This window comes from Alteromonas sp. 009811495 (assembly GCF_028865455.1).
Lineage (GTDB): Bacteria > Pseudomonadota > Gammaproteobacteria > Enterobacterales > Alteromonadaceae > Alteromonas.
The window spans coordinates 2303096-2323891 of sequence record NZ_CP113972.1 but is presented as its reverse complement, the minus strand read 5'-3'; the positions used below and the strand labels follow the sequence as shown (position 1 = coordinate 2323891).

The window sequence follows — 20796 nt, the reverse complement described above, 5'->3', positions numbered from 1 at the left end:
ACAAATATACGTAGGCTCTACTCGCTTCACTCAGTATTTTAGCCCACGTACATTAGCCTGTTATGCGTGAAGAACCCTTCCAAGGAGGTAAGTTTGGCAATAGATAGAGATGCATGGATATTTGGTTTGGCCGTTGCAGCAATTGCTGTTTTATTTAGTCTTACATCACTTACTAAACAAGGAAGTATTGCCGCGTATTTTTTGGTGTTCTTCATGTGTGGCACTCCTGCTGGTGTTGGCTTTTTTATTGGACAACGATCACACAAAAAAAACTTAAAAACTCAGCACATTTTGGTTGCTGCTTTTATTACATACTTCATTACCGACAATAGTGTAAGGCTTATCGGCCTTACTCAAGAGTATTGGTATCTTACTTTTGCCATATTGTTTGTATTATCAGGGCTTGTTAGCTGGCGTTCGCCAAAGTTGTTTAACAAGAGTGGCAGCTAACAAATAAACTGTGTTGCTCGCCAGGGGTTGCTGGCACACAAACAATAGGGCGACTTCGATAGTTTAGCCTGACTGTTTCGTTATTTTGCTCCGCGTGCAAGCGCCCTGTAGCTTAGCGTTAGCTTTACAAGGAAAGTTATGAGAAATCTGATATTACTTCTAATCATTTGTTTTTCGGCACAAGCATTATGTGGTGAAGAGTTTCACTGGCGGATGAGTGACGGCTCGAAAGCGCCGAACACAAAAAACCAGAAAAGCATTTCTGGATTTGGGGGTTGGTTGCTTGTTACGCCAGATAAAGATTGGGAAGATAAATGGAACACGCCAAAAGATCATATCCCTCACTTTTCCGAAGCAGAAGAGGTAGAACTCGGAGATGAGTTAACCATTCTGCCGTTTTTTGCGAACCCTAAGCTGGATGCAAATAAAAATTTTAGTATTTTATGTGATATAAAAATTATCAAGCCAGATGGCACCTTCTCAATCAACGAGACTGATATTCCCTGTGCTCAAGGCGCACTAAACACTGATCCTATGTCAATATTTCTATCGCAAACAGTGATCAAATATGTCGGTGAGGCTGGAGATCCTTTTGGTGAGTGGACAGTATTTTTTAACTTAAAAGATGCCGTAGGAAACATCGAAATTCCTCTGGAAACTTCATTTAAGTTGGTTAAAAGGAAGACTAACAAGTCAATTCAACCGACCGCTAACGCGTTGGTTGATTGAAGCGTCGGCTACACAACATGTTGCGGCATATATCAAACTATAAGGATATTAAAATGAATAAAATGACTAGATTAAGCTTACTTATAACATGTTCGCTTGTTTCAACAGTGTCTTTGGCCAACCAGCTATCTTCTGATTTTCTAAAAAATGAAATTGAATTAGCCCACACTCAATACCTAAACGGCTCGCCCGAAAGTGGGCTTTACGCACTTCAAGCCTTAGCAAGAATGCTTGAGTCAGATAGTTCTAGCTCCAGTCTAGGCCCAAATAATTTGTCATTTACTTACCTAAGAATAGGTTTGCTATACGAACAGGCAGGTAGCCAAGCTAAAGCAAAAGTATATTTCAACAAAGCGTTAAGCGCTTATAACGGTGAAGATATTGAAATTGCTCACTTGAAAGAAGCTGTTTCCAAATTAGACGAAAAGCGTAGCTAACAAGTTTCTCAAGTTAGTTCGCAAACTCACAGGATTAATTAACAGCGGGCTAGGTGCTTCGCACAAGTATATCCAACTGCAATTTGCCCCCTTGATATAACTTATTAACACCGATGATGGCTCATGAGGAAGCTTTATGAATGAAGCAGAGATTAAGATTATGGAAAACATTTCAACGTACGGTTGCCATGTCACCTCTGTGTTTGACCCTAAAGAACAAGACCCTAACTTCACATATACCACCGGTATCAATAGGCAGGAAAGTCGTCCAGAATTGATCATTGTTGGACTAAGAAGTGAATTATCTTCGTTGATAGCAAATGAATATAATCGTCGTATCCAAGAAGGTGAAGTTTTAATGGAAGATGGTTTTTATGAAGGGTTTCTCGATGGGTTTGAAGTTTGCTTTAAACCTGTAGCAAATAGATTTAAAGAAGAGTTTATGCTTTCTTGCAATTGGTTATATGAGGGAACCACTTACCCAGCGCTGCAGCTAGTCTATCCCACAGTAGATGGCATCTGGCCATGGGAAGCAAAAGCATCAGATAGCTTCAAACTATTACAACCAAGTTTTCAGGAAACGTCGGCATGGTAAGCTCCAACAAAGCGCCGGTAGCGTCAATGAATATTTAAATGGTGTTTTAATTTTGAACAACTCACAAAACTTTACAGGTCCTTGGTCCCTTTCACCAAAAAGTACGGTTGTTATTCAGGCAAACAAGTTATGAAGAAAATATCAACATCTCCATTCTTTTTCAAAACACTCTTTCCCACATTTTGGTTCGGTTTTCTAGCCATATTTTTGTAATTGGCGTTTCGTTTGGCGCATATGAGCAGTCCATAATGTTTTTAATCATGCCAATAATAATGATTGTTTTTGGTTTCTTCTTATTCAAAAACTTCGCATGGGATTTGGCCGATGAGGTTTTGGATAATGGAAATGAATTATTGGTTACCCGAAACAATCAGAATATTCGGATTGAATTAAAAGATATAGTAAACATAAATCATCAAAAATCATCGCCGGAACGAGTTGTTTTAACAATACGAAACAAAGATGTTTGGGGTGGGGAAATAGCTTTTATTCCGCCGTTTAGGTTTAACGTGTTATCAAAGAATAAGTATGTAGAGGACTTAATTGAGCGAGTGGACAAAGCAAGGAACACTTGACAAAACGTTGTGTTACTAGCTGGGGATTAAACACGTCGGTGGCTTTGGCGTTAGTGCAGTATTATTTGCGCTGCATATTTATAGTTTTAATCCTTATTGTCGCGCGCTTTTGTGCTCTATTAAAAATCAAGGAAAATAGATGAATAAAATTATATGCGGATTACTATTTTTGATATTGGCAGGCCACAGTAATAGTTGGGCGCTATCAGGGTTACCCATCGCACAAGAACTGGCGATCGATAGTACTGTGCTCGGTGAAAAGCGTGATTTAGTTATTTACTTGCCTGCTGGGTATAAATCTAGTCAGGCTCATTATCCGGTTTTGTATCTCACCGATGGTGATATTCAGGGGCCTCATACCGCTGGCACAATAGATTATCTGGCTAAGTTTGAGCAGATGCCGCAAATGATTGTCGTCGGTATTGTAAACCCAACAAAAACACGTGTTAGAGATTTAACAATTACCCCACTAGAGAAGCTAATCCCAAATCAACATGAAAATGCGGATAGATTTTTAGACTTTGTTGAGAATGAAGTTATTCCCCTTGTGAAAAAGCGCTACCGTACTCTGGACTATCAAGTTCTATCTGGCACGTCGCATGGAGGGCAGTTTGCTATTAACGCCATGGTCAAACGCCCAAACTTGTTTGAGGGAATCATCGCCATCAGCCCGTCGTTATATTGGAACAACAAGCAACTGTTGGCATTAGCCAAGCAGGCTTTAGAAAGTAAACAGTTACAAGGGCATTTGTATGTGTCTATTGCTAACGAAGAGCCAACTATGACAGACGCGTATCAAGAATTTCTAGATTTGCTTTCTGGGTATTCAGTTAACGGACTAGTGGTCAAGTCTGAGACCTTTAGTAATGAAACACACAACACAACTGTGCTTCAAGGGCAGTATGCTGGTTTGAAAAGCTTGTTTTCCGAATGGCCTATTCCAGAAGGTGAACCTAAAACTTTAGGCGACTTGCAGGCGAAATTTGCCAGTCGCTCGGCTTTACTTAATACAGAAATGAAAATTCCGGAAGATAAAGCAAACGGATACGCACAGTGGTTACAATATTTGAATCGTCAAGATGACGCGCTTGATCTACTCAAATGGAACCGAGAAAATTATCCTCAATCTTTAAGTGCTCATTCCGCATTAATCAAAGCCTATATGAATTTCAATATGGAAGAAGAAGCACAGTCAGCGCTTCAATACGCACTGAGGTCAATTGACAAGCTTACCCCACAACAAAAAACACAGCTAAAAAGCTTGTTTATATAGCTACTACATACGCTAAAAATAAACTCAAGCTAAATTAAAATAAAAAGACGGGGAAACAAACATGGAAGTCACCAAGGCAAGTCTGCAACGAGCAGTATCAAGCGGCATAATTTCTCAACATCAAGCAGAGTCTCTTCACCACTTTCTTCAATCCGACATTTCTCAAACACCTAAATTTAGTTTCACTCATATTCTTTATTACCTAGGTGGGCTCATTGCGATAGGGGCCATGACATTGTTTATGACATTAGGATGGGAAGAGTTTGGCGGTGCGGGTATCGTGTTAATTGCTTGTATTTATGCAATTGTGGGTATCATGCTAGCCAATAGAATGGCTAATAAAAACTTACCGATCCCCGCAGGTATTTGTGCCACGTTTGTCATATGCATTACACCCATTGCAACCTACGGCATTCAGCAATGGCTGGGTGTGTGGCCTGACGAGGAGGTGGTGTATAAGCAATATCATTTATATGTGAAGTGGCATTGGTTGTACATAGAACTGGCAACATTGGCGGTTGGTGTAGTGCTGGCGTGGTTGTATCGTTACCCGTTCATGGTAATGCCTATTGCAGTGACGTTGTGGTATCTCACAATGGACTTAACGTCAGTGTTAGAACCGAACGGCTACACGTGGGAGCTTCGCTCACTTGTCTCTATGTATTTGGGCTTGCTAATGACGCTGCTTGCGTTTTGGACTGATATACGTTCTAGAACATCAGCTGATTATGCATTCTGGCTTTATCTATTTGGGGTTATAGCGTTTTGGGGTGGGCTCTCTAGCCAAGACTCAGACAGTGAATGGTCAAAGTTCATGTATTTCACTGTTAACATGGTAATGATAGGTGTTGGCGCGTTATTAGTGCGACGAGTATTTGTTATCTTCGGCGGTATTGGATGCTGTATTTATTTGGGGCACTTAGCTTCAAATGTATTTAAGGACAGTTGGTTGTTTCCAATTGCACTTACCGCGATAGGGCTATTAGTCGTATACCTTGGCATTCTGTGGCAAAAGCATGAGTCTGTTATTACGCGAAAAGCGAGGTCAATTATGCCGACTGCGTTACGTGAATTGCTGGATGCCAAACAATAGTGTTTGAACGATTGTGCTTTCTTTATATACATCAAAATGTGGGGCGGTAAATGTTAACACTACGTAAGGCGAAAGAAGACGATGTGTCGTTCCTGGTTGAACTTCGGCTGTCTACTATGGATGAACACATGATTAATGCCGGTTTAGTGCTATCTGTCGATGAGCACAAAGAGCGCGTGCTTTATCAATATGAGTGTTTCCATTTAGTGCTTGATAACAAGAATGTCATTGGCGCTGTGAAGTTTGAAGATACAGACTCGTGCCTTTACATACATCAGATACAAGTTATGCCTACGCAGCAAGGCAAAGGTTATGGAAGACAAATAATTAGCCAATTGATACAAAGAACCGCGCAAGCCAAGGTCGAACTTAAAGTGCTTAAACAAAACCCCGCTTTTAGACTCTATACTGCCATAGGTTTTGAAGTAATAGACGAGGACGAGTTTGAATATCACTTACGTAAAGTGATTTGTTAAGCACATAAATGAAGTGGAACAAGAGGTTGCGGTAAGTTGTACCTAAGTGATCGGTTTTAAGTACCTTGATGGTATAAATCATAGTGCTATGGATGTATATATGTGCAACGCAACGTAAAGGACTTGATATGAATTTCTTATTTAATGTTTTGATGTGGGTCGGCGTGGTGATTTTCGTTATTTTTATCGTGGGTTTCATGGCCGCAGCCAAAATGAATAAGCGACAAGACAGCGCGCGCGACAAAAAATAAATTTTTCATTTTATTTCACCCCTTTTGTATTTTTCCCTCGTTTAGTAGAAAAACGGGAGAAAAAACATGCAAACCATATTAATTACAAACCCGCTACTTCACAGCCAAACGTCATCGCAGTGGTTAACACCAGTAAAAAAAGCAGGGAAGGCCACCTTGTTGCTTGGAGCTGGTGCCATAGTAACTTCAAGTTTGTTTGTTATGATGGCAGAACTGATAAAGCAGGACCAAGTTCAGGTTGCTAGCACGCCAGTGGTTACAATAGACCCAATTATTTACCAAGGTGAAGAAGAGAAAACCATTGTAAGGCCTAAGATCAAGCCGATTGAAAAAGTGATTAAAACGCCACCGACTAAGGTTGAGCCGCTTGAACCAAACAATAATAGTACGGGAAATGAATACACGTTTAATACAACCGTACCTTCGAACGAATTAAATGTAGAGATTAATCTGAACTCAACCCAAGGCGATATGCAAGCAACGCCACAATTTAGAGTAGACCCAACATATCCAGTGGAAGCAAGCAGAGACGGCATAGAAGGGTGGGTTAAACTAGGGTTCAGTGTTACTGCTAGTGGGTCAGTGACTGACATTAGCATTATTGATTCAAAGCCTTCGAATGTGTTCAACCGAGCAGCTCGCAGAGCATTGAAAAAGTGGAAGTACAAGCCGCAAATAGTGGATGGCAAGCCTGTTGCTCAAACTAACATGGTTGTAGTATTAGATTTCAAGCTAGAACAATAAGGAATAGCCTATGAGTATAGGCGCAAGCTTACAGGGTATTTTTCGACGTTCGATAAGAAGCGTTAATAACAAAGAAAAAAGCGCATCGAATAACGTAGTTAATGTCGATTGTAGTAGTGAACAAAATCAAATTGGTTTAAGCGAGCGTCTTATGCTTCAGTATCGCGATACGGCGAGTGATCAGGCGCTCTCCTCACTGTTTGATTTGCACAGCACAAAGCTGTATTACTTTTTAATGGTAATGTCAGATAAACAAACTGCTGAAGATATCGCGCAGCGAACCTGGATATTGGTTATCGAGAAAAGAGCCAGTTTTACTCATGCAAATAATTTCCAGGCGTGGTTGTTTACTATAGGACGCAGAGCGCTTATTGACGAGTTTAGACGTACTTCAAAAATGACTTATGACAGTGAAGCGATAGACAATACCGCTACCTGTGATAATTCCAGTCAGCAACGAGACTATGATGAAGAGGATTTGGGGCGTCTGTTGTGCCAGTTACCGTACAAGCAAAAAGAAGCACTTTCACTTCAGCTTGAAGGGTTCTCGTTAATGCAAATTAGTGAAATTTGTCGAGTGCCACAGGAAACGGTAAAAACGCGACTGCGCTATGCCCGTGATAACCTTATATCATTAGTGGAGCGTGCATAATATGTCTATGTCAGATAAAGAGCTGCAAGACGCCTACAAGCAAAGCCAGCAGCGTCATGCGTTAAATAGCGATATGAAAAAGCGTATTTTACAGCACAACGCTTTACACAAAACCCAAAGCGATTGGGGCAAAAGTATCGAGAAATTTATAGCGTTGTTTGACTCGTCTGCGTTTAAGTTTAGTGCCGTTGCTTTTGCACTGATCGTTATGTTTAGCGTTTACAACGTGGGTAAATGGCAAACACAGCGCATGGATACGCAAGGCACAGGAGACTTGGTGGTAAGTATTGTCAATTATCACGGCTTTGAAGGAGAGGGAGCGCAATACCGCACTGATAGGCATCGCGCTAAGTTTAATACCTACACCCAGAACTACTACGCCAGTCGCAGTTTGGCGCAAGCGGTAAGCGTGCAAGGTGCAACACTTTATGCCGATAATGGCAATTGGTTACTGATAAATTGTAAAGACGAGCAGGTGGTTGTTTCCGAAGGTCTTTTGGCGTCATTAAATACGCTAAAACGTATTGAAGGGGATATAAAAATTGGAACGCAAGTCGCTTTAGCGTTTGACGCTCAAGGCAAAATACTGGGTATTCGCCCGGCAACTAAGTCATTGATGTGTTGAAGATAAGAAAAGGAAAAACAAGGTGATAGCAAATATCACCTTGTTTCTCTTAAGCTAAGACCGTATTTGGCTAAGGCTGTATTTGGTCAACCGCTTTTTTTAAATTCGCGACTTGTTGGGCTACAGCCTTTTTGTTTAAGAAGTAACTTGCCAACTGCTGGCGCTTTCGCTGCCAAAAGCGGCCAGATTTTTCTACCTTTCTATCAGCTATAGTGCTTTGATACGACAAGTCTTGTGCTACCGGATAGGGAAGTAGCGACAATACATTGACTCCGGTCTCCCAAAAATGCTGTATATCAACGTCAACCGGTCTACCGAAAGACTCAGATGACTGCAGCAATTTTTTGGCCGCCTCTTTTGTAATAGCAGATGCAGCACAACCCGTCATTGGCTTAGTGTGAACCGTTAGGTTAAATCCGTGGCTAACCTTGACACTAAAGGCTTCTTTTCGTTTTCGATCTTTATAAGCCGATAATTTAATAACGTCCCAATCAATGGGTAAATTATTAAGTGTGTCTATAGCAAGGTTTAAGTCACCAATCAGTTTAATGTCATCTTCTAACACAATGCCATAAGGAGCATCGCCCGATGCAATTTTCTCCCACGCTTTACGGTGACTTAAATAGCAGCCTATCTCGCAATCAGACAGTGCGTGATGGTACTGCTCTTGGTTTAACGATGTACTGTAATGTTTTTGTTTTTCCGCTTCAGATAAATCATTACCATACACTGCTGAGAGACGCGTAAGTGTTAGATTTTGTTCGTTTAATCGACTTGTGCAGTTGTTTAAACGTTCTGTGCATTTATCCAAATTGATAAGGAAAATTGGCGGTTGTGAATTGATTTCACTCATATAAATTCCGTTTTTATTATTGTAATACTCAAAGTTATCGTTCATGGAAAAGTGTGTTTCGCTGCTTCAGCCGATGTACTATTTTTCTAAATCATGGGCTCTAAATGCATTGGGCAGTAGTTCCCCAATGGTGGTTTCGTGAATTTCACCACTTTGAGTAACCATGGTTACTTGCGTTTCATCGGGGGCAAATTCTGCTATTTTTTGTCGGCAACCACCACAAGGAAAGCAAAAATCTTCATTTGGGCTTGCAATTACAATGTGACTAATGCGTTTGTGACCATTGCTAACCATATTTCCAATAGCTGTTGCTTCGGCACACTGACCTAATGGGAACGCTGCGCTTTCTACATTACAGCCGGAAAAAACGTCGCCCGTTGGGGTAATAAGCGCTGCACCAACTTTAAAGTTAGAGTAGGGCGAGTGGGAGTTTTTTTGGGCTTCAAATGCGAGTAGAGAAAGTGTTTTGATATTATTTTTTGTCATAGCTACCTTGTGAACCACCTATTACGCTTTACTTTTATCATTAAATGCGAGAAGGTTGGCGGCATTCGAGCCGCGACACGCGTATACTTTGTAGTCAGGCGGTTTTTCTTTTTCTATAGAATACATTTTTTACCATGTGCAGAAACGTTAGTCTCATCTTTTTTTCCTTATTTGTTGCTATTTTGACCGGTTGTGCGCAAACACCGTCAATTGCCGAGCGTCCCCAAATGGGGAATTTGCTTTTAGCTGAACCAGCACCCATAAACCCCCGTTCAGAAATGGCAATTGCGCGCTACAATCAGGTATTGATGAGCCCAGCGCTTTCAGATACAGACAAGGCTGAACTGCATTTTCAACGAGGTATGCTTTATGACAGTGTAGGGCTCTCTGGATTGGCTCAGTTCGATTACACCCAAGCAATCAATCTTAAGCCTGATTTAGCAGAAGCGTATAATTCGATAGGCATACATTACATTCAGCAAAATGACTTTATTCAGGCGTACGAAGCGTTTGACTCTACCTTAGAAATTAATCCAGATTACGACTTTGCCTTTTTAAATCGCGGTATTGCGTTGTATTACGGCGGTCGCTCTGAACTGGCAACTTCTGATCTAGACACGTTTTTTTCCAAAGATGAAACCGACCCGTTTAGGGCACTATGGGCTTACTTTGCGCATCACGACATGTCAGATGAAATGGGAATGACATACCTTGCTACGGTTCGTCCTTCTCTTGATAACGAACATTGGGCAACCAGTATTGTGGATTTGTTCTTAGGTACTGTTGATGAAAATACGGTATTAAACTCGCTGCTTGATGGGGTCAGAAGTCAAAAAGGGCTAACAGACAGGTTGTGCGAAGCCTATTTCTATTTGGGCAAATATCATTCTCAAATGGGTAACAGAGGGATCGCGTCTAACTACTTCAAATTGGCCCTCAGCACTAACGTGTATGACTATGTTGAACATCGCTATGCCAGATTAGAGCTTAATCGTCTTCGTGAGCAAGCTAACGACGTGTCTAGCGACGACGAGTAAGCTTTAAGTCTTATGCGTGGTTTAGTATTGGCAGTTTTAGCACTGCTCATTGTTGCGGGGGATAGCGGTCGCTATGCCCCGCAATTAGTTTCTAATGGCTTAAGTGTTTTTGAGCCCCATGATGCTATTGAAAGCAGCACACTCAAACATAGCGCTGGTCATGTCAATGCCGCCTTATCGCTATTGTGGGACGCATCTAATCAGGGAAATGAAAACGCCCAACAAGCCTTCCTTAATTTATTCACCAACGCATTCGAAAGCGATTTCTCAAACGGCACGGTAGAAAAAGATACCGCGACATATTGGCTTGAAAAGCTAGTAAAAATTGAAAATGCCGATGCGGCGTGGTTGTTGTATCAGATTTTGGGTGAAGAAGGTGCGTCGGAGCGTTTTATGCGCCTGGCGGCGATTGGTGACGTAGCGGAAGCGCAGCTCGCATTCGCAATGTCGAGCGAATCACCCGTAAAGCGTGAAAAATGGCTGGTGCGTGCAGCGTCGCAAGGTTATGTCCCTGCACAGGCGGCACTGGCCGACTGGTATTTACTGCACGGCCAGCAAGAGCTAGCTAAACCGTTACTTGAAGCTACTGCTACGCTCGATATGCAAAGCGCGTTTAAATACGGTCGCTTGTTGTGGGGTGAAGGTGCATACGCCGAGGCTAAAGTGCATATAACGCGCGCCGCAACACTTGGTCATGCTCAAGCTAAACGAGCCGTGCATGTAATAGAAAAGTACAAACCCATATCTACAGATGAAGCAACCCGATATTCTTGGCAGCGAGCGAGCGCCAGTTCTAAGGCTTGCTTACAGCGAATACAGCCGTTTGCGACGAGTTTAGCCACGATTATTCGCGCAGACTCGATATATGCAGATTTCACGAAAGACAACAGGCTAGACAACTTATCGTTGTGCGTGGCACCGCCTATCTGGTTAGCGCAAAACGTACTCGATTGCGACAAAAACTATAAAAGCAGTGGTGTATTAGGTTGTGATATCACGCCTTTGGCAACCATGGCGAAAACGCGAGAATTCAGTCACGCGGTGGTTTTTGCAGAGCAAGGTAAAGCCAATGTACAAAATGGTGTTATGTATCTTGATATTAGTGATGCTTACTCGGTGTTTGTTCATGAGTTAGCGCATTTTGCGGGCTTTGCTGATGAATACCCAATGGGTAGACGCATGGCTAATCGTTTGTGTGACGCACGTCAGATTGAGGATTTTGCGCCGCCAAATGTCGTTGTTGATAGCGAGTATTGGTATGCACCGCATAACACCGTGGCTAATTGGCTTGAGATCGATCCTGCTACTATCATAGCACCAGCCAAAACATGTCTAGTTAGTGGTAAACAGGCTTACAAGCCTAGCCGACGTATTACGTTTATGGAGCACCACGACAGTGGAGTAATACCACCGCTATATATTGTGCTTTGGGAGCAACAACTCAAAAAGCAAAATGTGCAGCGTCCCATCTCGATGAACTTCTTTCAAGCGTTCCACAAAAGTGGCAATCAAGTGGAAGCGGCGCATTGGCTTTCAGAGTATGAAGCATACGTAAATGGTAGCCAAGCGGCCGATGAGACGGCAGATGCTGACTGAGATGAGGCTCTTTAGGCATCCTTAAACAACGGACTCAATACACTGATTGAGTCCGCTTGAGGCTGTTGACCAAGGTCTTCTACATGTAAGTGTGCAGTACTAAATGCTTTTACAGAAACCATCAAAAGTTAGCGCTGCTGATGTAATGTTGGTTTTAATGCGTTTACCCACATCGCCGTTGCGCCGCATATGGCGACCGGCATCACAATGAAATTCACCACCGGGATAAGTGAAAAAACATTTACCATCATCCCAAATGTCATCGCCTTACCTTTGTGCTGGCCAAGGTGTAAGCGCATTTTAGTGAAATCAACCTTATGATTGTCATAGGGGTAATCGCAGTATTGTATTGCCATCATCCATGCGTTAAAAAGAAACCACAGTATCTGGCCAATAACAGGCAAAAAGAAAAATAACAGTAAAAAGCCAATTGCCCGTGGCAAATACCAAACGAGTTTGGTGAGCTCTCTGCCAATGGTTCTGGGAATATCTTTCACCAGCGCCATCACTCCCTCGTCACCTAAATCTTGGCCTGTAAGGTGCCTCTCTACTTTTTCTGAAAGCACACCATTGAATGGGGCTGCTATCCAATTGGCTAGCGTGCCAAATATTAGCGCGAAAATGAGTAATACACTGATGACAGCAAGGGGCCAAAGGAAGAAACTGATGGCGGTTTTTACCCAACCCAACCATTCAGGCACAAGATCTATCACGTAGGCGATAGCTAATTCAATTTGACCAAACAGAAAATAAAACGCTAACGAAAACAGGATCAGGTTGATGGCAAGCGGCACAAAAACAAAACGCTTCAGGCCTTTTGTCTTAATCAATGAAAAGCCTTCGAAAAAATAATGTACACCACCTTGACTCATGCGCTCTCCCTACAAAGAATTGGTTAGTTATTGGGTGCTTTTTATCCCATTTTACGTTGACTGCGTCAGACACTGAAATGGTAATTGTTACAAGCTGTTAGATTTGGTACAGTCAAACGCATAATAACAAAAGAATAACCCCCGTGATTGTATCATTTTCAATTCGTTACCGAACACGCAGAAAAGCAAATGCTTATTTGTTAAGGCGGGTTTGTGCGACTTAAAAAGATCAAATTGGCTGGCTTTAAATCCTTCGTCGAGCCAACTTCAATTCCTTTTCCTAGTGAAATGACCGCTATTGTCGGCCCAAATGGCTGTGGCAAGTCCAATGTGATCGATGCTGTGCGTTGGGTACTTGGTGAGAGTTCTGCAAAGAATTTGCGCGGCGATGCGATGACAGACGTTATTTTTAATGGCTCATCTTCTCGCAAACCGGTTGGACAGTGCAGTGTGGAGTTGGTATTTGATAATAGCGCTGGGCGAATAGCCGGTGAGTTTGCCAATTATAATGAATTGTCGGTGAAGCGTCTTGTTACACGCGACGCGCAATCTACTTATTTCCTAAATGGCACAAAATGTCGTCGTCGTGATGTGACCGATTTGTTTTTAGGTACGGGCCTTGGCCCTCGTTCTTATGCCATCATAGAACAGGGCATGATATCGCGTCTTATAGAGTCTAAACCGCAAGAATTACGCGTGTTCATTGAAGAAGCGGCGGGTATTTCAAAGTATAAAGAACGGCGTCGCGAGACTGAGAATCGCATAAAGCATACCCATGACAACTTAGAGCGTTTAAACGATGTTCGCGATGAACTTGGTAAACAATTAGAGAAACTTCAGCGTCAAGCTGCAGCAGCAACTCGGTATAAAACGCTGCGTGCTCAGGCCAGAGAGCTTAAGGGACAATTAGCGGCTATTCGTTTTTTGAAAAACAGCGAACATATAGAGGCGCTACAAAAGCAGCAAAGCGCACTTCAGTTAGAAGTCGATGGGTTAGTGGCCCGCTTACAGGGTGATGAAGCTGGGTTAGAAGAATATAAAACCAAGCAAGTTGAAACTAAGCAAGCCATCGATGATCTGCAACAACAGTTGTTCAATACTGGTACCGCAATCACTCGCTTAGAGCAAAATGCACTGCATGCAAAGCAACGCAAAAGCCAGATTGAACAAGAATTAGCAAGAGTTGATGAACAGCAGCAACTACTTAATGACTCTCTTAAGGAAGCGACAGAGGCGTTGGCGGTATCGCGTGCTGAGTTAGACAACATTGAGCCGGAACTGGAATTAAAGACTGCTGAACTTGAGCATGCAAGAGAGCGGTTTGAGGATGCAGAGCAAGAACTTCGAGAGTTCAACAGTCAAGCCCGCGACCAAGAGCAGGCGTATCATCAGCTAAAAAGTAACGTGCTACAATGCCATAGCCAAATTCAATCAACCATGAGCATGCAGCTACGTACATCTCAGCGAATAGGTGAGTTACAAGAAGAGCGCAATCAGCTAAATGAAGAAGATATCGAAGGCGACATTGAGCTTCTCGAAGAACAGTTCAATGAAGCTGAGTCGCAGGTTTTGGCGCAACAGGAAGCCGTCAATAAGATAACAGATTCCCTTGCGTTACAGACCGAACGGGTTAAATCGCTTGAGAAAAACGCATTGGCCACACAGGGTGAATATCAGACCGCTCAATCCACCATTAAGGCCTTAAAAGCTCTGCAACTTGATGCAGCACAACAAGACGATGTGCGCTTAGATAATGTAGAAAGGCTATGGCAAAGTATTAATTCACCGTCGCATCTCGCACCTTGTGTTGAAGCAATTCTTACACATTTACATCAACCTTATGTGAGTGCGGTTCATTCGGCAGGTGATTTACTTTCGCATCTAACTGCTATGCCAAGTGGAAGTCGTGTTTATGCGCAAAGCGCTTTTATCACTGAAGCACAGCCAGAAACCCTTGCGCATGCGCTACTAGAACATAATGCGTCTGTCCCTGCATTTTTTGATGAAATTGCCCTTTGTGAAAATGATGAAGCACTTACTCAAGTCATCGAAGGAGAACTTGAAAATACAAGTAGTTCCGGCGCGTCAACATGTAAAAGCGCGATTTCGTTTACCGGGCTTTGGGCAAGTACACAGTGGGTAGTAAGACCGGGTGCACTGAATGACGGTGTACTTCAGCGTAGCAATAAAATTTCCTTGCTTGAGTCTGAATTAGCAGAGTTAGAAACGCAAAAAGAAGACATTGAACAACATCTTGATAGTGCAAAAGATGCGCTTAAGCAATGTGAAGAGCAAAGAGGGGCTGTTCTACGTGCACTTAGTGATGCTGAGAGCGGGCGCGATCAACTTCGAAACAAGCTTTCGCTTTTACAGATGCAGCGACAACAGCAATCTCAACGAGCGCATAAAATTGATGAGGAACTCGAAAAGCAAAACGCACTTTTAGCCAAAGAAGAAACGCAACTTGCACAACTTTCAGAAAAGCTTGAACTTCAGGAAGCGCAAATATTAGAGCACGAAGTACACATTGACGAAGTCAATGATAAGCGTGAATACAAAGAGCGCCAGGTCGGTGAATTACGTGCTTTGGTAGAATCATTAACCAATAAAAATCATGAGCTTGCACTTAAAAAGCAACAGTTAGAAAACCACCAAAATCTTTATGGTCAGCAGGTTACGCGTAACAGGCAGCAGCAGGAAGAATACGCCAATGCCAAGATTCGTCTTACACAAGAACTTGCACAAATAACTTCACCGCAAGAAATGCAGGATGCTGAGTTACAAGCAATGCTAGAAACTAAAGCTAAGCTTGAACAACGTAAAAGCGAGCAGCAAATTGTGCTTGAAGATATTGAGCAATGGCTTAGAGAGGCAGAGAAAGGCCATCAATCATTAGGTAAAGATATACAAGCAAGACAAACCAATATCGACAAACTCAATATTGATATTGAAGGTTACCGCGTTAGAGCGAATACCATTTTAGAGCAGCTAGATGAAACGCAGCAGTCGCTTAAGTCAATTTTAGAAACACTGCCCGAACATGCAGAAGAAAAACAGTGGCAAGAAGATTTAGAAAAGACACAATCAAGTTTGCAACGTTTAGGTGCAGTAAACCTAGCTGCAGTGGAAGAGTTTGAAACGCAATCAGAGCGCAAGTCTCATCTTGATACGCAACACAACGATTTAACTGAGGCACTTGAAACGCTTCAATCGGCTATACGCAAAATAGATAAAGAAACGCGCACGCGGTTTTCAAGTACATTTGAACAGGTGAATGAAGACCTAAAAGCGTTGTTTCCAAAAGTATTTGGTGGTGGTTCTGCGTATTTAGCGTTAACCGATGATGACTTGTTAGAAACAGGTGTTACCATCATGGCAAGACCACCTGGTAAGAAAAATAGCACTATTCACCTTTTAAGCGGTGGAGAAAAAGCATTAACCGCTTTATCATTGGTATTTGCTATTTTTAGATTAAATCCAGCGCCATTTTGTCTGTTGGATGAAGTAGATGCACCATTGGATGATGCAAATGTAGGGCGCTTTTGTAACTTGGTGTCAGAAATGTCACAAACAGTGCAGTTTATTTATATCACCCACAATAAAATAGCGATGGAGATGGCAAGCCATCTGACCGGTGTCACAATGGCGGAACCTGGCGTTTCGCGCATGGTCGCGGTAGATGTCGACGAGGCTGTAGCCTTCGCAGAAGCATAACAAAGGGCGAAAGAAATTAAATGGAAGATGAATTACGTCTATTTTTACTCCTTGGCGGTACCGTTTTTATCATTGGTGTTCTCGCCCACGGTATTTGGAAAATTCGCAAAAACAGCAAACCAGAAGAAAAAACACGTTTAGAGCCTAGGCAATGGCAAGAAGATGACGTGTCTTCTGAGCAAGGTAATAGCGAAGGATTTGATGAGTTAGGCCTTGGTGAAGTACGTGTTGTAAATCGCACACCTGCAAGTGAAGTGTCGTATGACAACGACGAGCTTGTAGAAAGTGATATCGAAAATGTTGAGAAAGACAGCGATAATGCAACGATAAAAGAAGGGGCAGAAGGGCAAGCCGTTTCAAAAAACAGCGGCGGCGATGATAGCCAATTGCAACGTGCGGATAAAAGCGATGTGCAGGCGAAACCCACTCCTGAACCAAGCCCTGAACCTAAATTGTACGGTTCTGTCGTATCTAACCCCAAGCCACATATGGCGGGTAACGCACGAAGCGTAAACGATGCGGGGTCTTCTTCTAGTAATGTTGCAGAATTTCCAGAGCCGCCAGGGTTCCTGCTAAAAGAAGGTGTTGACGAAGAGACACAAGAATCTCGTAGTGCTGGCGCCCCAGATGAGGGTGATTCGCGTCAAGAGCCCAAACTTTATGTAGATCCAACATCGCAGGCAAGCGTTGACGAACAGAGCGATGCACAAGTACGCGAAGTTGCCGACTTTAGCTTAGATGCACCACAGCAACCAGAACGTGTTGAGTTAGAAACACCTGATAGCCATCAAAAGCGTTTTTCTCGAACAAAGCGCACCAAGCCTGCATCGCGTAAGCGTGAAGAGCCTAATTTCGGCGACGATCAAATGCGCATCGATTTCGATGAAAGCGGTGAGGATGCGTTTAGTGCAAGCGATGATACAGGTTCGAATAAATCACCTCAGGCTAACATCGAACCAGAGGTGTTAGTGTTGAATGTGCGTGCGCCAGAAGATGCGCCAATTGCCGGAGCAGCGTTGTTACCAATGCTTTTAACACTTGGGTTTAAATTTGGCGATCAAGATATCTTCCATCGACATGTAAACTCAAATGGCAAAGGCCCCGTTTTGTTTAGCTTAGCTAATATGTTTAAGCCGGGTGTATTTGATATCGACAACTTGGAGAATTTTGAAACTCAAGGTGTGTCGTTATTTATGATTTTGCCTATTGAGGGTGATCCACACCAAGTGTTCAACATGATGCATAACGCTGCCCGTAAACTCGCAGACGAGTTTAATGCACAAGTACTTGATGGGCGCCGCAGTGTACTTACCAAGCAAGGGCTTCAACAGTACGTTGAAAAAATACGTGAATTTGAACGCAAGCGGATGATTGCGCGTAGTTAACCCTATAGGTAAACACGCTCAAACAGTAACGAACCTTTTTGTTAGCAGCGCGTTATCCTTTTATCATCAAAAGGGACGTAGCACGATACCGAACGGAGGACTTGGCTTAGCCAGGTCCTTTTTAGTTTACTAACGACCACAGTAAACTGAAGAAAGTGAAGCGCTTGTGTGACCAACGTATTCACTATTTATTTTATCTTTAAAAACCAATTAGCGTGAAAGAGACTCCATGTCTGATAATTTAGAACAAGCTAAGCAGCAAGTAGCTGCGCTACGCAAAACCATTAATGACTACAACTATCAGTACTATGTGCTGGATGACCCAACAGTGCCTGATGCGGTTTATGACCGCGATATGCAAACGTTAATTGCGCTTGAAAAACAGTATCCAGAACTTCAAAGCCCCAATTCACCCAGTCAGAAGGTTGGCGGCGAGGCACTTTCGGCGTTCGAGCAAGTGTCGCATGAAGTGCCGATGCTATCGTTAGACAATGCGTTTAATGAAGTATCATTATTAGCGTTTGAAAAAAGGGTAAAAGATAGATTAAACGACACATCTACGCTCACGTTTGGTTGTGAACCCAAACTAGACGGTCTCGCGGTAAGTATTTTATACGAAGATGGAGAGTTAGTGCGCGCAGCCACGCGTGGTGACGGTCAGGTTGGCGAGAACATTACGGCTAATGTTAGAACAATAATGAATGTACCGCTTACGCTTCGCGGCGATAGCTACCCTCAGCGTGTTGAGGTACGTGGTGAAGTCTTTATGCCTCGTGAAGGGTTTGAAAAGCTTAATGCGTATCAGCGAGAAAATGGCGGCAAAGTATTTGCGAATCCGAGGAATGCCGCTGCAGGAAGTCTTCGTCAACTCGACTCTAAAATTACTGCCAAAAGACCGTTAATGTTCTATGCCTATTCTCTTGGTGTGGTGCAACCAGAGTCTTTTGATTTACCAGAAACCCACAGTGAACGTCTTGCACAACTCGGTGAATGGGGATTGCCACTGTGTCCAGAAATGGATATTGCGCAAGGCGGTGAGGGATGTCTGGCTTACTACAACCGCATTTTAGACGTTCGCGATAACTTACCTTATGACATCGATGGCGTTGTGTTTAAAGTTAATCGCATTGACCTACAACGTCGACTTGGTTTTGTTGCACGTGCACCACGCTGGGCGATAGCTCAAAAATTTCCTGCTCAGGAAGAAGTTACTCGGTTACTAGATGTCGAGTTTCAAGTCGGTCGTACTGGTGCTATTACCCCTGTTGCTCGATTGGAGCCGGTGTTTGTTGGTGGTGTTACTGTCTCAAACGCAACCCTTCACAACCAGGATGAGATAAACCGACTAGGTGTGAAAGTGGGCGATACTGTCGTCATTCGTCGTGCGGGTGATGTGATCCCACAAGTTGTATCAGTGGTTGAAGCAAACCGTACGGGCGATGAGACCCAGATAGTATTTCCGGTTCAATGTCCGGTTTGTGGCTCACAGGTAGAGAAATTAGAAGATGAAGCTGTAGCGCGCTGCACAGGTGGACTCATTTGCGCAGCTCAGCGTAAACAAGCGCTCAAGCACTTCGCATCACGTAAAGCATTCGATATTGATGGCTTGGGCGATAAACTGGTCGATCAACTGGTTGATGCAGACTTAGTGCATAGTCCGGCAGATTTCTTTACCTTATCGTTAGGTGAACTCATTGGCCTTGAACGAATGGCTGAGAAGTCAGCCAGTAAGTTGTTGGCATCACTAGAAAGTGCCAAAACCACAACGTTAGCCAAGTTTCTCTATGCTTTAGGTATTAGGGAAGTGGGAGAGGCAACCGCTGCTAATCTTGCCGCGCATTTTGAAACGCTCGATGCCATTCGCGAAGCTTCATTAGAGTCATTAGTCGATGTACAAGATGTGGGTGAGGTCGTTGCTGCTCATATTTTCAATTTCTTCAATGAAAGCCATAATACGGATGTGATAGACGCATTACTTCGAGAAGGTGTGAATTGGCCAGCCATTGAAAAACCGAATGCTGACAATTTACCACTAGAAGGCAAAACCTGTGTTATCACAGGTACACTCAGTGAAATGGGCCGCTCTGATGCAAAAGCGCGCTTGCAATTGCTGGGTGCGAAAGTCGCAGGCTCGGTAAGTAAGAATACCGATTTTTTAGTGGCAGGTGAAAAAGCAGGCTCTAAGCTGACCAAAGCACAAGAATTAGACGTAGAAGTGTGGGATGAAGCGGCGTTATTGGCCTTTCTTTCAGAACATGAGCGTTAATTAGGTTCGCTATTTAGGGCGAGCCAGCTTAATCAAAAAAAAGCGTATCATTTTAAATGGTACGCTTTTTTTATTTCCGTTTTTATATTTTTATTTATTGGGCTGTTTTCATGCGCAGTTGTCTTCTGCGTTCCCACGCCTTTCTTACTTGGAATCGCCACACCCAGTTAAGTGAAAAATAGCCTAATAGACCAAAAAATACTGAGCAAATTCCACACCCGACAAGAAATGCTGGGCCGATGGTGTTAATGCTCTCTACCACCCACTGCCAACTGAATTGGAATTCAAAGTGTTCAGGTTTGGTCCCAAGTACAGTAGTGCCGACCTTGTAGGCCCCATAGAATATTGGAGGAATAGTAAAGGGGTTTGTTACCCACACGGTTGCAACAGATAAGGGTAAATTAACGCGAAATGGAATTGCCATACCTGCTGACAGCCACATTTGAAAAGGTACCGGCCAAAAGGCAAAAAATAGTCCAATACCAAAGGCGCCAGCTGCCGAACGACGATTGAGATGCCATAAATTGGGTTCGTGGAGTACGCTTCCGAAAATCTTTAAGGCTTTGTTTTGCTTAATGCTTTGGTGATCTGGCAAAAAGCGGCGAATAAATTTTTTAGGCATAAATCTCAATGCATATCGACGATAAAAACAAAAAGGCATTCAACACAATTCCTGTGTTTCTGCCC

At 43.0% G+C, this 20796-nt stretch carries 21 protein-coding genes; 17 read left to right on the top strand and 4 right to left on the bottom strand.

Annotated elements, in window-relative coordinates; genetic code table 11:
• The first annotated feature begins 93 nt into the window (after positions 1–93).
• The 12 genes from OZ660_RS10600 to OZ660_RS10545 all read left to right on the top strand — a co-directional run bounded on the left by OZ660_RS10600 (position 94) and on the right by OZ660_RS10545 (position 7900).
• A complete protein-coding gene (locus OZ660_RS10600; protein ID WP_274740859.1) occupies positions 94–450 on the top strand; it encodes a hypothetical protein in 357 nt (118 codons plus the stop codon).
• A 138-nt stretch (positions 451–588) separates the two neighbouring features.
• Positions 589–1179 (top strand): hypothetical protein, encoded by a 591-nt coding sequence (locus OZ660_RS10595; protein WP_274740858.1) that lies wholly within the window; start codon positions 589–591, stop codon positions 1177–1179.
• 53 nt (positions 1180–1232) lie between these two features.
• Entirely contained in the window at positions 1233–1616 is a 384-nt protein-coding gene (locus tag OZ660_RS10590) for a hypothetical protein (RefSeq protein WP_274740857.1), read from the top strand.
• A 136-nt stretch (positions 1617–1752) separates the two neighbouring features.
• Complete coding sequence (locus tag OZ660_RS10585) at positions 1753–2211, top strand: DUF4262 domain-containing protein (protein ID WP_274740856.1); 459 nt, start codon at positions 1753–1755, stop codon at positions 2209–2211.
• A 248-nt stretch (positions 2212–2459) separates the two neighbouring features.
• Complete coding sequence (locus tag OZ660_RS10580; protein ID WP_274740855.1) at positions 2460–2786, top strand: hypothetical protein; 327 nt, start codon at positions 2460–2462, stop codon at positions 2784–2786.
• 139 nt (positions 2787–2925) lie between these two features.
• Positions 2926–4059, top strand: coding sequence for an alpha/beta hydrolase (locus OZ660_RS10575; RefSeq protein ID WP_274740854.1), 1134 nt, complete (start codon positions 2926–2928; stop codon positions 4057–4059).
• A gap of 61 nt (positions 4060–4120) precedes the next feature.
• The gene (locus OZ660_RS10570; RefSeq protein WP_274740853.1) at positions 4121–5152 is read left to right on the top strand and encodes a DUF2157 domain-containing protein; all 1032 of its coding nucleotides are present in this window, start codon (positions 4121–4123) and stop codon (positions 5150–5152) included.
• A 50-nt stretch (positions 5153–5202) separates the two neighbouring features.
• Positions 5203–5628 (top strand): GNAT family N-acetyltransferase, encoded by a 426-nt coding sequence (locus tag OZ660_RS10565; RefSeq protein ID WP_274740852.1) that lies wholly within the window; start codon positions 5203–5205, stop codon positions 5626–5628.
• 128 nt (positions 5629–5756) lie between these two features.
• Complete coding sequence (locus tag OZ660_RS10560; RefSeq protein WP_264180978.1) at positions 5757–5879, top strand: hypothetical protein; 123 nt, start codon at positions 5757–5759, stop codon at positions 5877–5879.
• Positions 5880–5945: 66 nt separating this feature from the next.
• Positions 5946–6623, top strand: a complete 678-nt coding sequence (locus OZ660_RS10555; protein ID WP_274740851.1) for a TonB family protein — start codon at positions 5946–5948, stop codon at positions 6621–6623.
• A 10-nt stretch (positions 6624–6633) separates the two neighbouring features.
• Complete coding sequence (locus tag OZ660_RS10550) at positions 6634–7275, top strand: RNA polymerase sigma factor (protein ID WP_274740850.1); 642 nt, start codon at positions 6634–6636, stop codon at positions 7273–7275.
• A gap of 1 nt (position 7276) precedes the next feature.
• Positions 7277–7900, top strand: a complete 624-nt coding sequence (locus OZ660_RS10545) for a hypothetical protein (RefSeq protein ID WP_274740849.1) — start codon at positions 7277–7279, stop codon at positions 7898–7900.
• 70 nt (positions 7901–7970) lie between these two features.
• Here the strand turns inward: OZ660_RS10545 and OZ660_RS10540 are convergent, their stop codons facing one another.
• Together OZ660_RS10540 and cdd are read right to left on the bottom strand one after the other, a co-directional pair.
• Positions 7971–8753, bottom strand: a complete 783-nt coding sequence (locus OZ660_RS10540) for a glycosyltransferase family 25 protein (protein WP_274740848.1) — start codon at positions 8751–8753, stop codon at positions 7971–7973.
• A 78-nt stretch (positions 8754–8831) separates the two neighbouring features.
• Entirely contained in the window at positions 8832–9239 is a 408-nt protein-coding gene (gene cdd, locus OZ660_RS10535; RefSeq protein ID WP_274740847.1) for a cytidine deaminase, read from the bottom strand.
• A gap of 134 nt (positions 9240–9373) precedes the next feature.
• On the opposite strand from cdd, the gene nlpI reads away from it, so the two are divergent.
• Positions 9374–10276 (top strand): lipoprotein NlpI, encoded by a 903-nt coding sequence (nlpI, locus tag OZ660_RS10530; protein WP_274740846.1) that lies wholly within the window; start codon positions 9374–9376, stop codon positions 10274–10276.
• Positions 10277–10288: 12 nt separating this feature from the next.
• The gene (locus OZ660_RS10525) at positions 10289–11872 is read left to right on the top strand and encodes a sel1 repeat family protein (RefSeq protein WP_274740845.1); all 1584 of its coding nucleotides are present in this window, start codon (positions 10289–10291) and stop codon (positions 11870–11872) included.
• A gap of 128 nt (positions 11873–12000) precedes the next feature.
• Here the strand turns inward: OZ660_RS10525 and cysZ are convergent, their stop codons facing one another.
• Positions 12001–12744, bottom strand: coding sequence for a sulfate transporter CysZ (gene cysZ, locus OZ660_RS10520; RefSeq protein ID WP_274740844.1), 744 nt, complete (start codon positions 12742–12744; stop codon positions 12001–12003).
• Positions 12745–12957: 213 nt separating this feature from the next.
• On the opposite strand from cysZ, the gene smc reads away from it, so the two are divergent.
• From smc to ligA, 3 genes are all read left to right on the top strand, one after another.
• Positions 12958–16458, top strand: coding sequence for a chromosome segregation protein SMC (gene smc / locus OZ660_RS10515; RefSeq protein WP_274740843.1), 3501 nt, complete (start codon positions 12958–12960; stop codon positions 16456–16458).
• 20 nt (positions 16459–16478) lie between these two features.
• Positions 16479–17843: a cell division protein ZipA gene (gene zipA, locus OZ660_RS10510; protein WP_274740842.1), complete on the top strand. Its 1365-nt coding sequence runs from the start codon at positions 16479–16481 to the stop codon at positions 17841–17843.
• A gap of 229 nt (positions 17844–18072) precedes the next feature.
• Complete coding sequence (ligA, locus tag OZ660_RS10505; protein WP_274740841.1) at positions 18073–20109, top strand: NAD-dependent DNA ligase LigA; 2037 nt, start codon at positions 18073–18075, stop codon at positions 20107–20109.
• Between the two features lie 94 nt (positions 20110–20203).
• Here ligA and OZ660_RS10500 read toward each other — a convergent pair whose 3' ends face one another.
• Positions 20204–20731: a DUF2062 domain-containing protein gene (locus OZ660_RS10500; protein ID WP_159624292.1), complete on the bottom strand. Its 528-nt coding sequence runs from the start codon at positions 20729–20731 to the stop codon at positions 20204–20206.
• Between the last annotated feature and the right edge of the window lie 65 nt (positions 20732–20796).

Bases quoted from the DNA above. Each gene is read 5' to 3' on its own strand.
- cdd (WP_274740847.1), bottom strand. From the start codon at position 9,239: ATGACAAAAAATAATATCAAAACACTTTCTCTACTCGCATTTGAAGCC.
- OZ660_RS10500 (WP_159624292.1), bottom strand. From the start codon at position 20,731: ATGCCTAAAAAATTTATTCGCCGCTTTTTGCCAGATCACCAAAGCATT.
- OZ660_RS10525 (WP_274740845.1), top strand. From the start codon at position 10,289: ATGCGTGGTTTAGTATTGGCAGTTTTAGCACTGCTCATTGTTGCGGGG.
- OZ660_RS10545 (WP_274740849.1), top strand. From the start codon at position 7,277: ATGTCTATGTCAGATAAAGAGCTGCAAGACGCCTACAAGCAAAGCCAG.
- OZ660_RS10540 (WP_274740848.1), bottom strand. From the start codon at position 8,753: ATGAGTGAAATCAATTCACAACCGCCAATTTTCCTTATCAATTTGGAT.
- ligA (WP_274740841.1), top strand. From the start codon at position 18,073: ATGTCTGATAATTTAGAACAAGCTAAGCAGCAAGTAGCTGCGCTACGC.
- OZ660_RS10595 (WP_274740858.1), top strand. From the start codon at position 589: ATGAGAAATCTGATATTACTTCTAATCATTTGTTTTTCGGCACAAGCA.
- OZ660_RS10550 (WP_274740850.1), top strand. From the start codon at position 6,634: ATGAGTATAGGCGCAAGCTTACAGGGTATTTTTCGACGTTCGATAAGA.
- OZ660_RS10555 (WP_274740851.1), top strand. From the start codon at position 5,946: ATGCAAACCATATTAATTACAAACCCGCTACTTCACAGCCAAACGTCA.
- zipA (WP_274740842.1), top strand. From the start codon at position 16,479: ATGGAAGATGAATTACGTCTATTTTTACTCCTTGGCGGTACCGTTTTT.
- OZ660_RS10585 (WP_274740856.1), top strand. From the start codon at position 1,753: ATGAATGAAGCAGAGATTAAGATTATGGAAAACATTTCAACGTACGGT.
- OZ660_RS10565 (WP_274740852.1), top strand. From the start codon at position 5,203: ATGTTAACACTACGTAAGGCGAAAGAAGACGATGTGTCGTTCCTGGTT.
- OZ660_RS10570 (WP_274740853.1), top strand. From the start codon at position 4,121: ATGGAAGTCACCAAGGCAAGTCTGCAACGAGCAGTATCAAGCGGCATA.
- OZ660_RS10575 (WP_274740854.1), top strand. From the start codon at position 2,926: ATGAATAAAATTATATGCGGATTACTATTTTTGATATTGGCAGGCCAC.
- OZ660_RS10590 (WP_274740857.1), top strand. From the start codon at position 1,233: ATGAATAAAATGACTAGATTAAGCTTACTTATAACATGTTCGCTTGTT.
- cysZ (WP_274740844.1), bottom strand. From the start codon at position 12,744: ATGAGTCAAGGTGGTGTACATTATTTTTTCGAAGGCTTTTCATTGATT.
- OZ660_RS10560 (WP_264180978.1), top strand. From the start codon at position 5,757: ATGAATTTCTTATTTAATGTTTTGATGTGGGTCGGCGTGGTGATTTTC.
- OZ660_RS10580 (WP_274740855.1), top strand. From the start codon at position 2,460: ATGTTTTTAATCATGCCAATAATAATGATTGTTTTTGGTTTCTTCTTA.
- nlpI (WP_274740846.1), top strand. From the start codon at position 9,374: ATGTGCAGAAACGTTAGTCTCATCTTTTTTTCCTTATTTGTTGCTATT.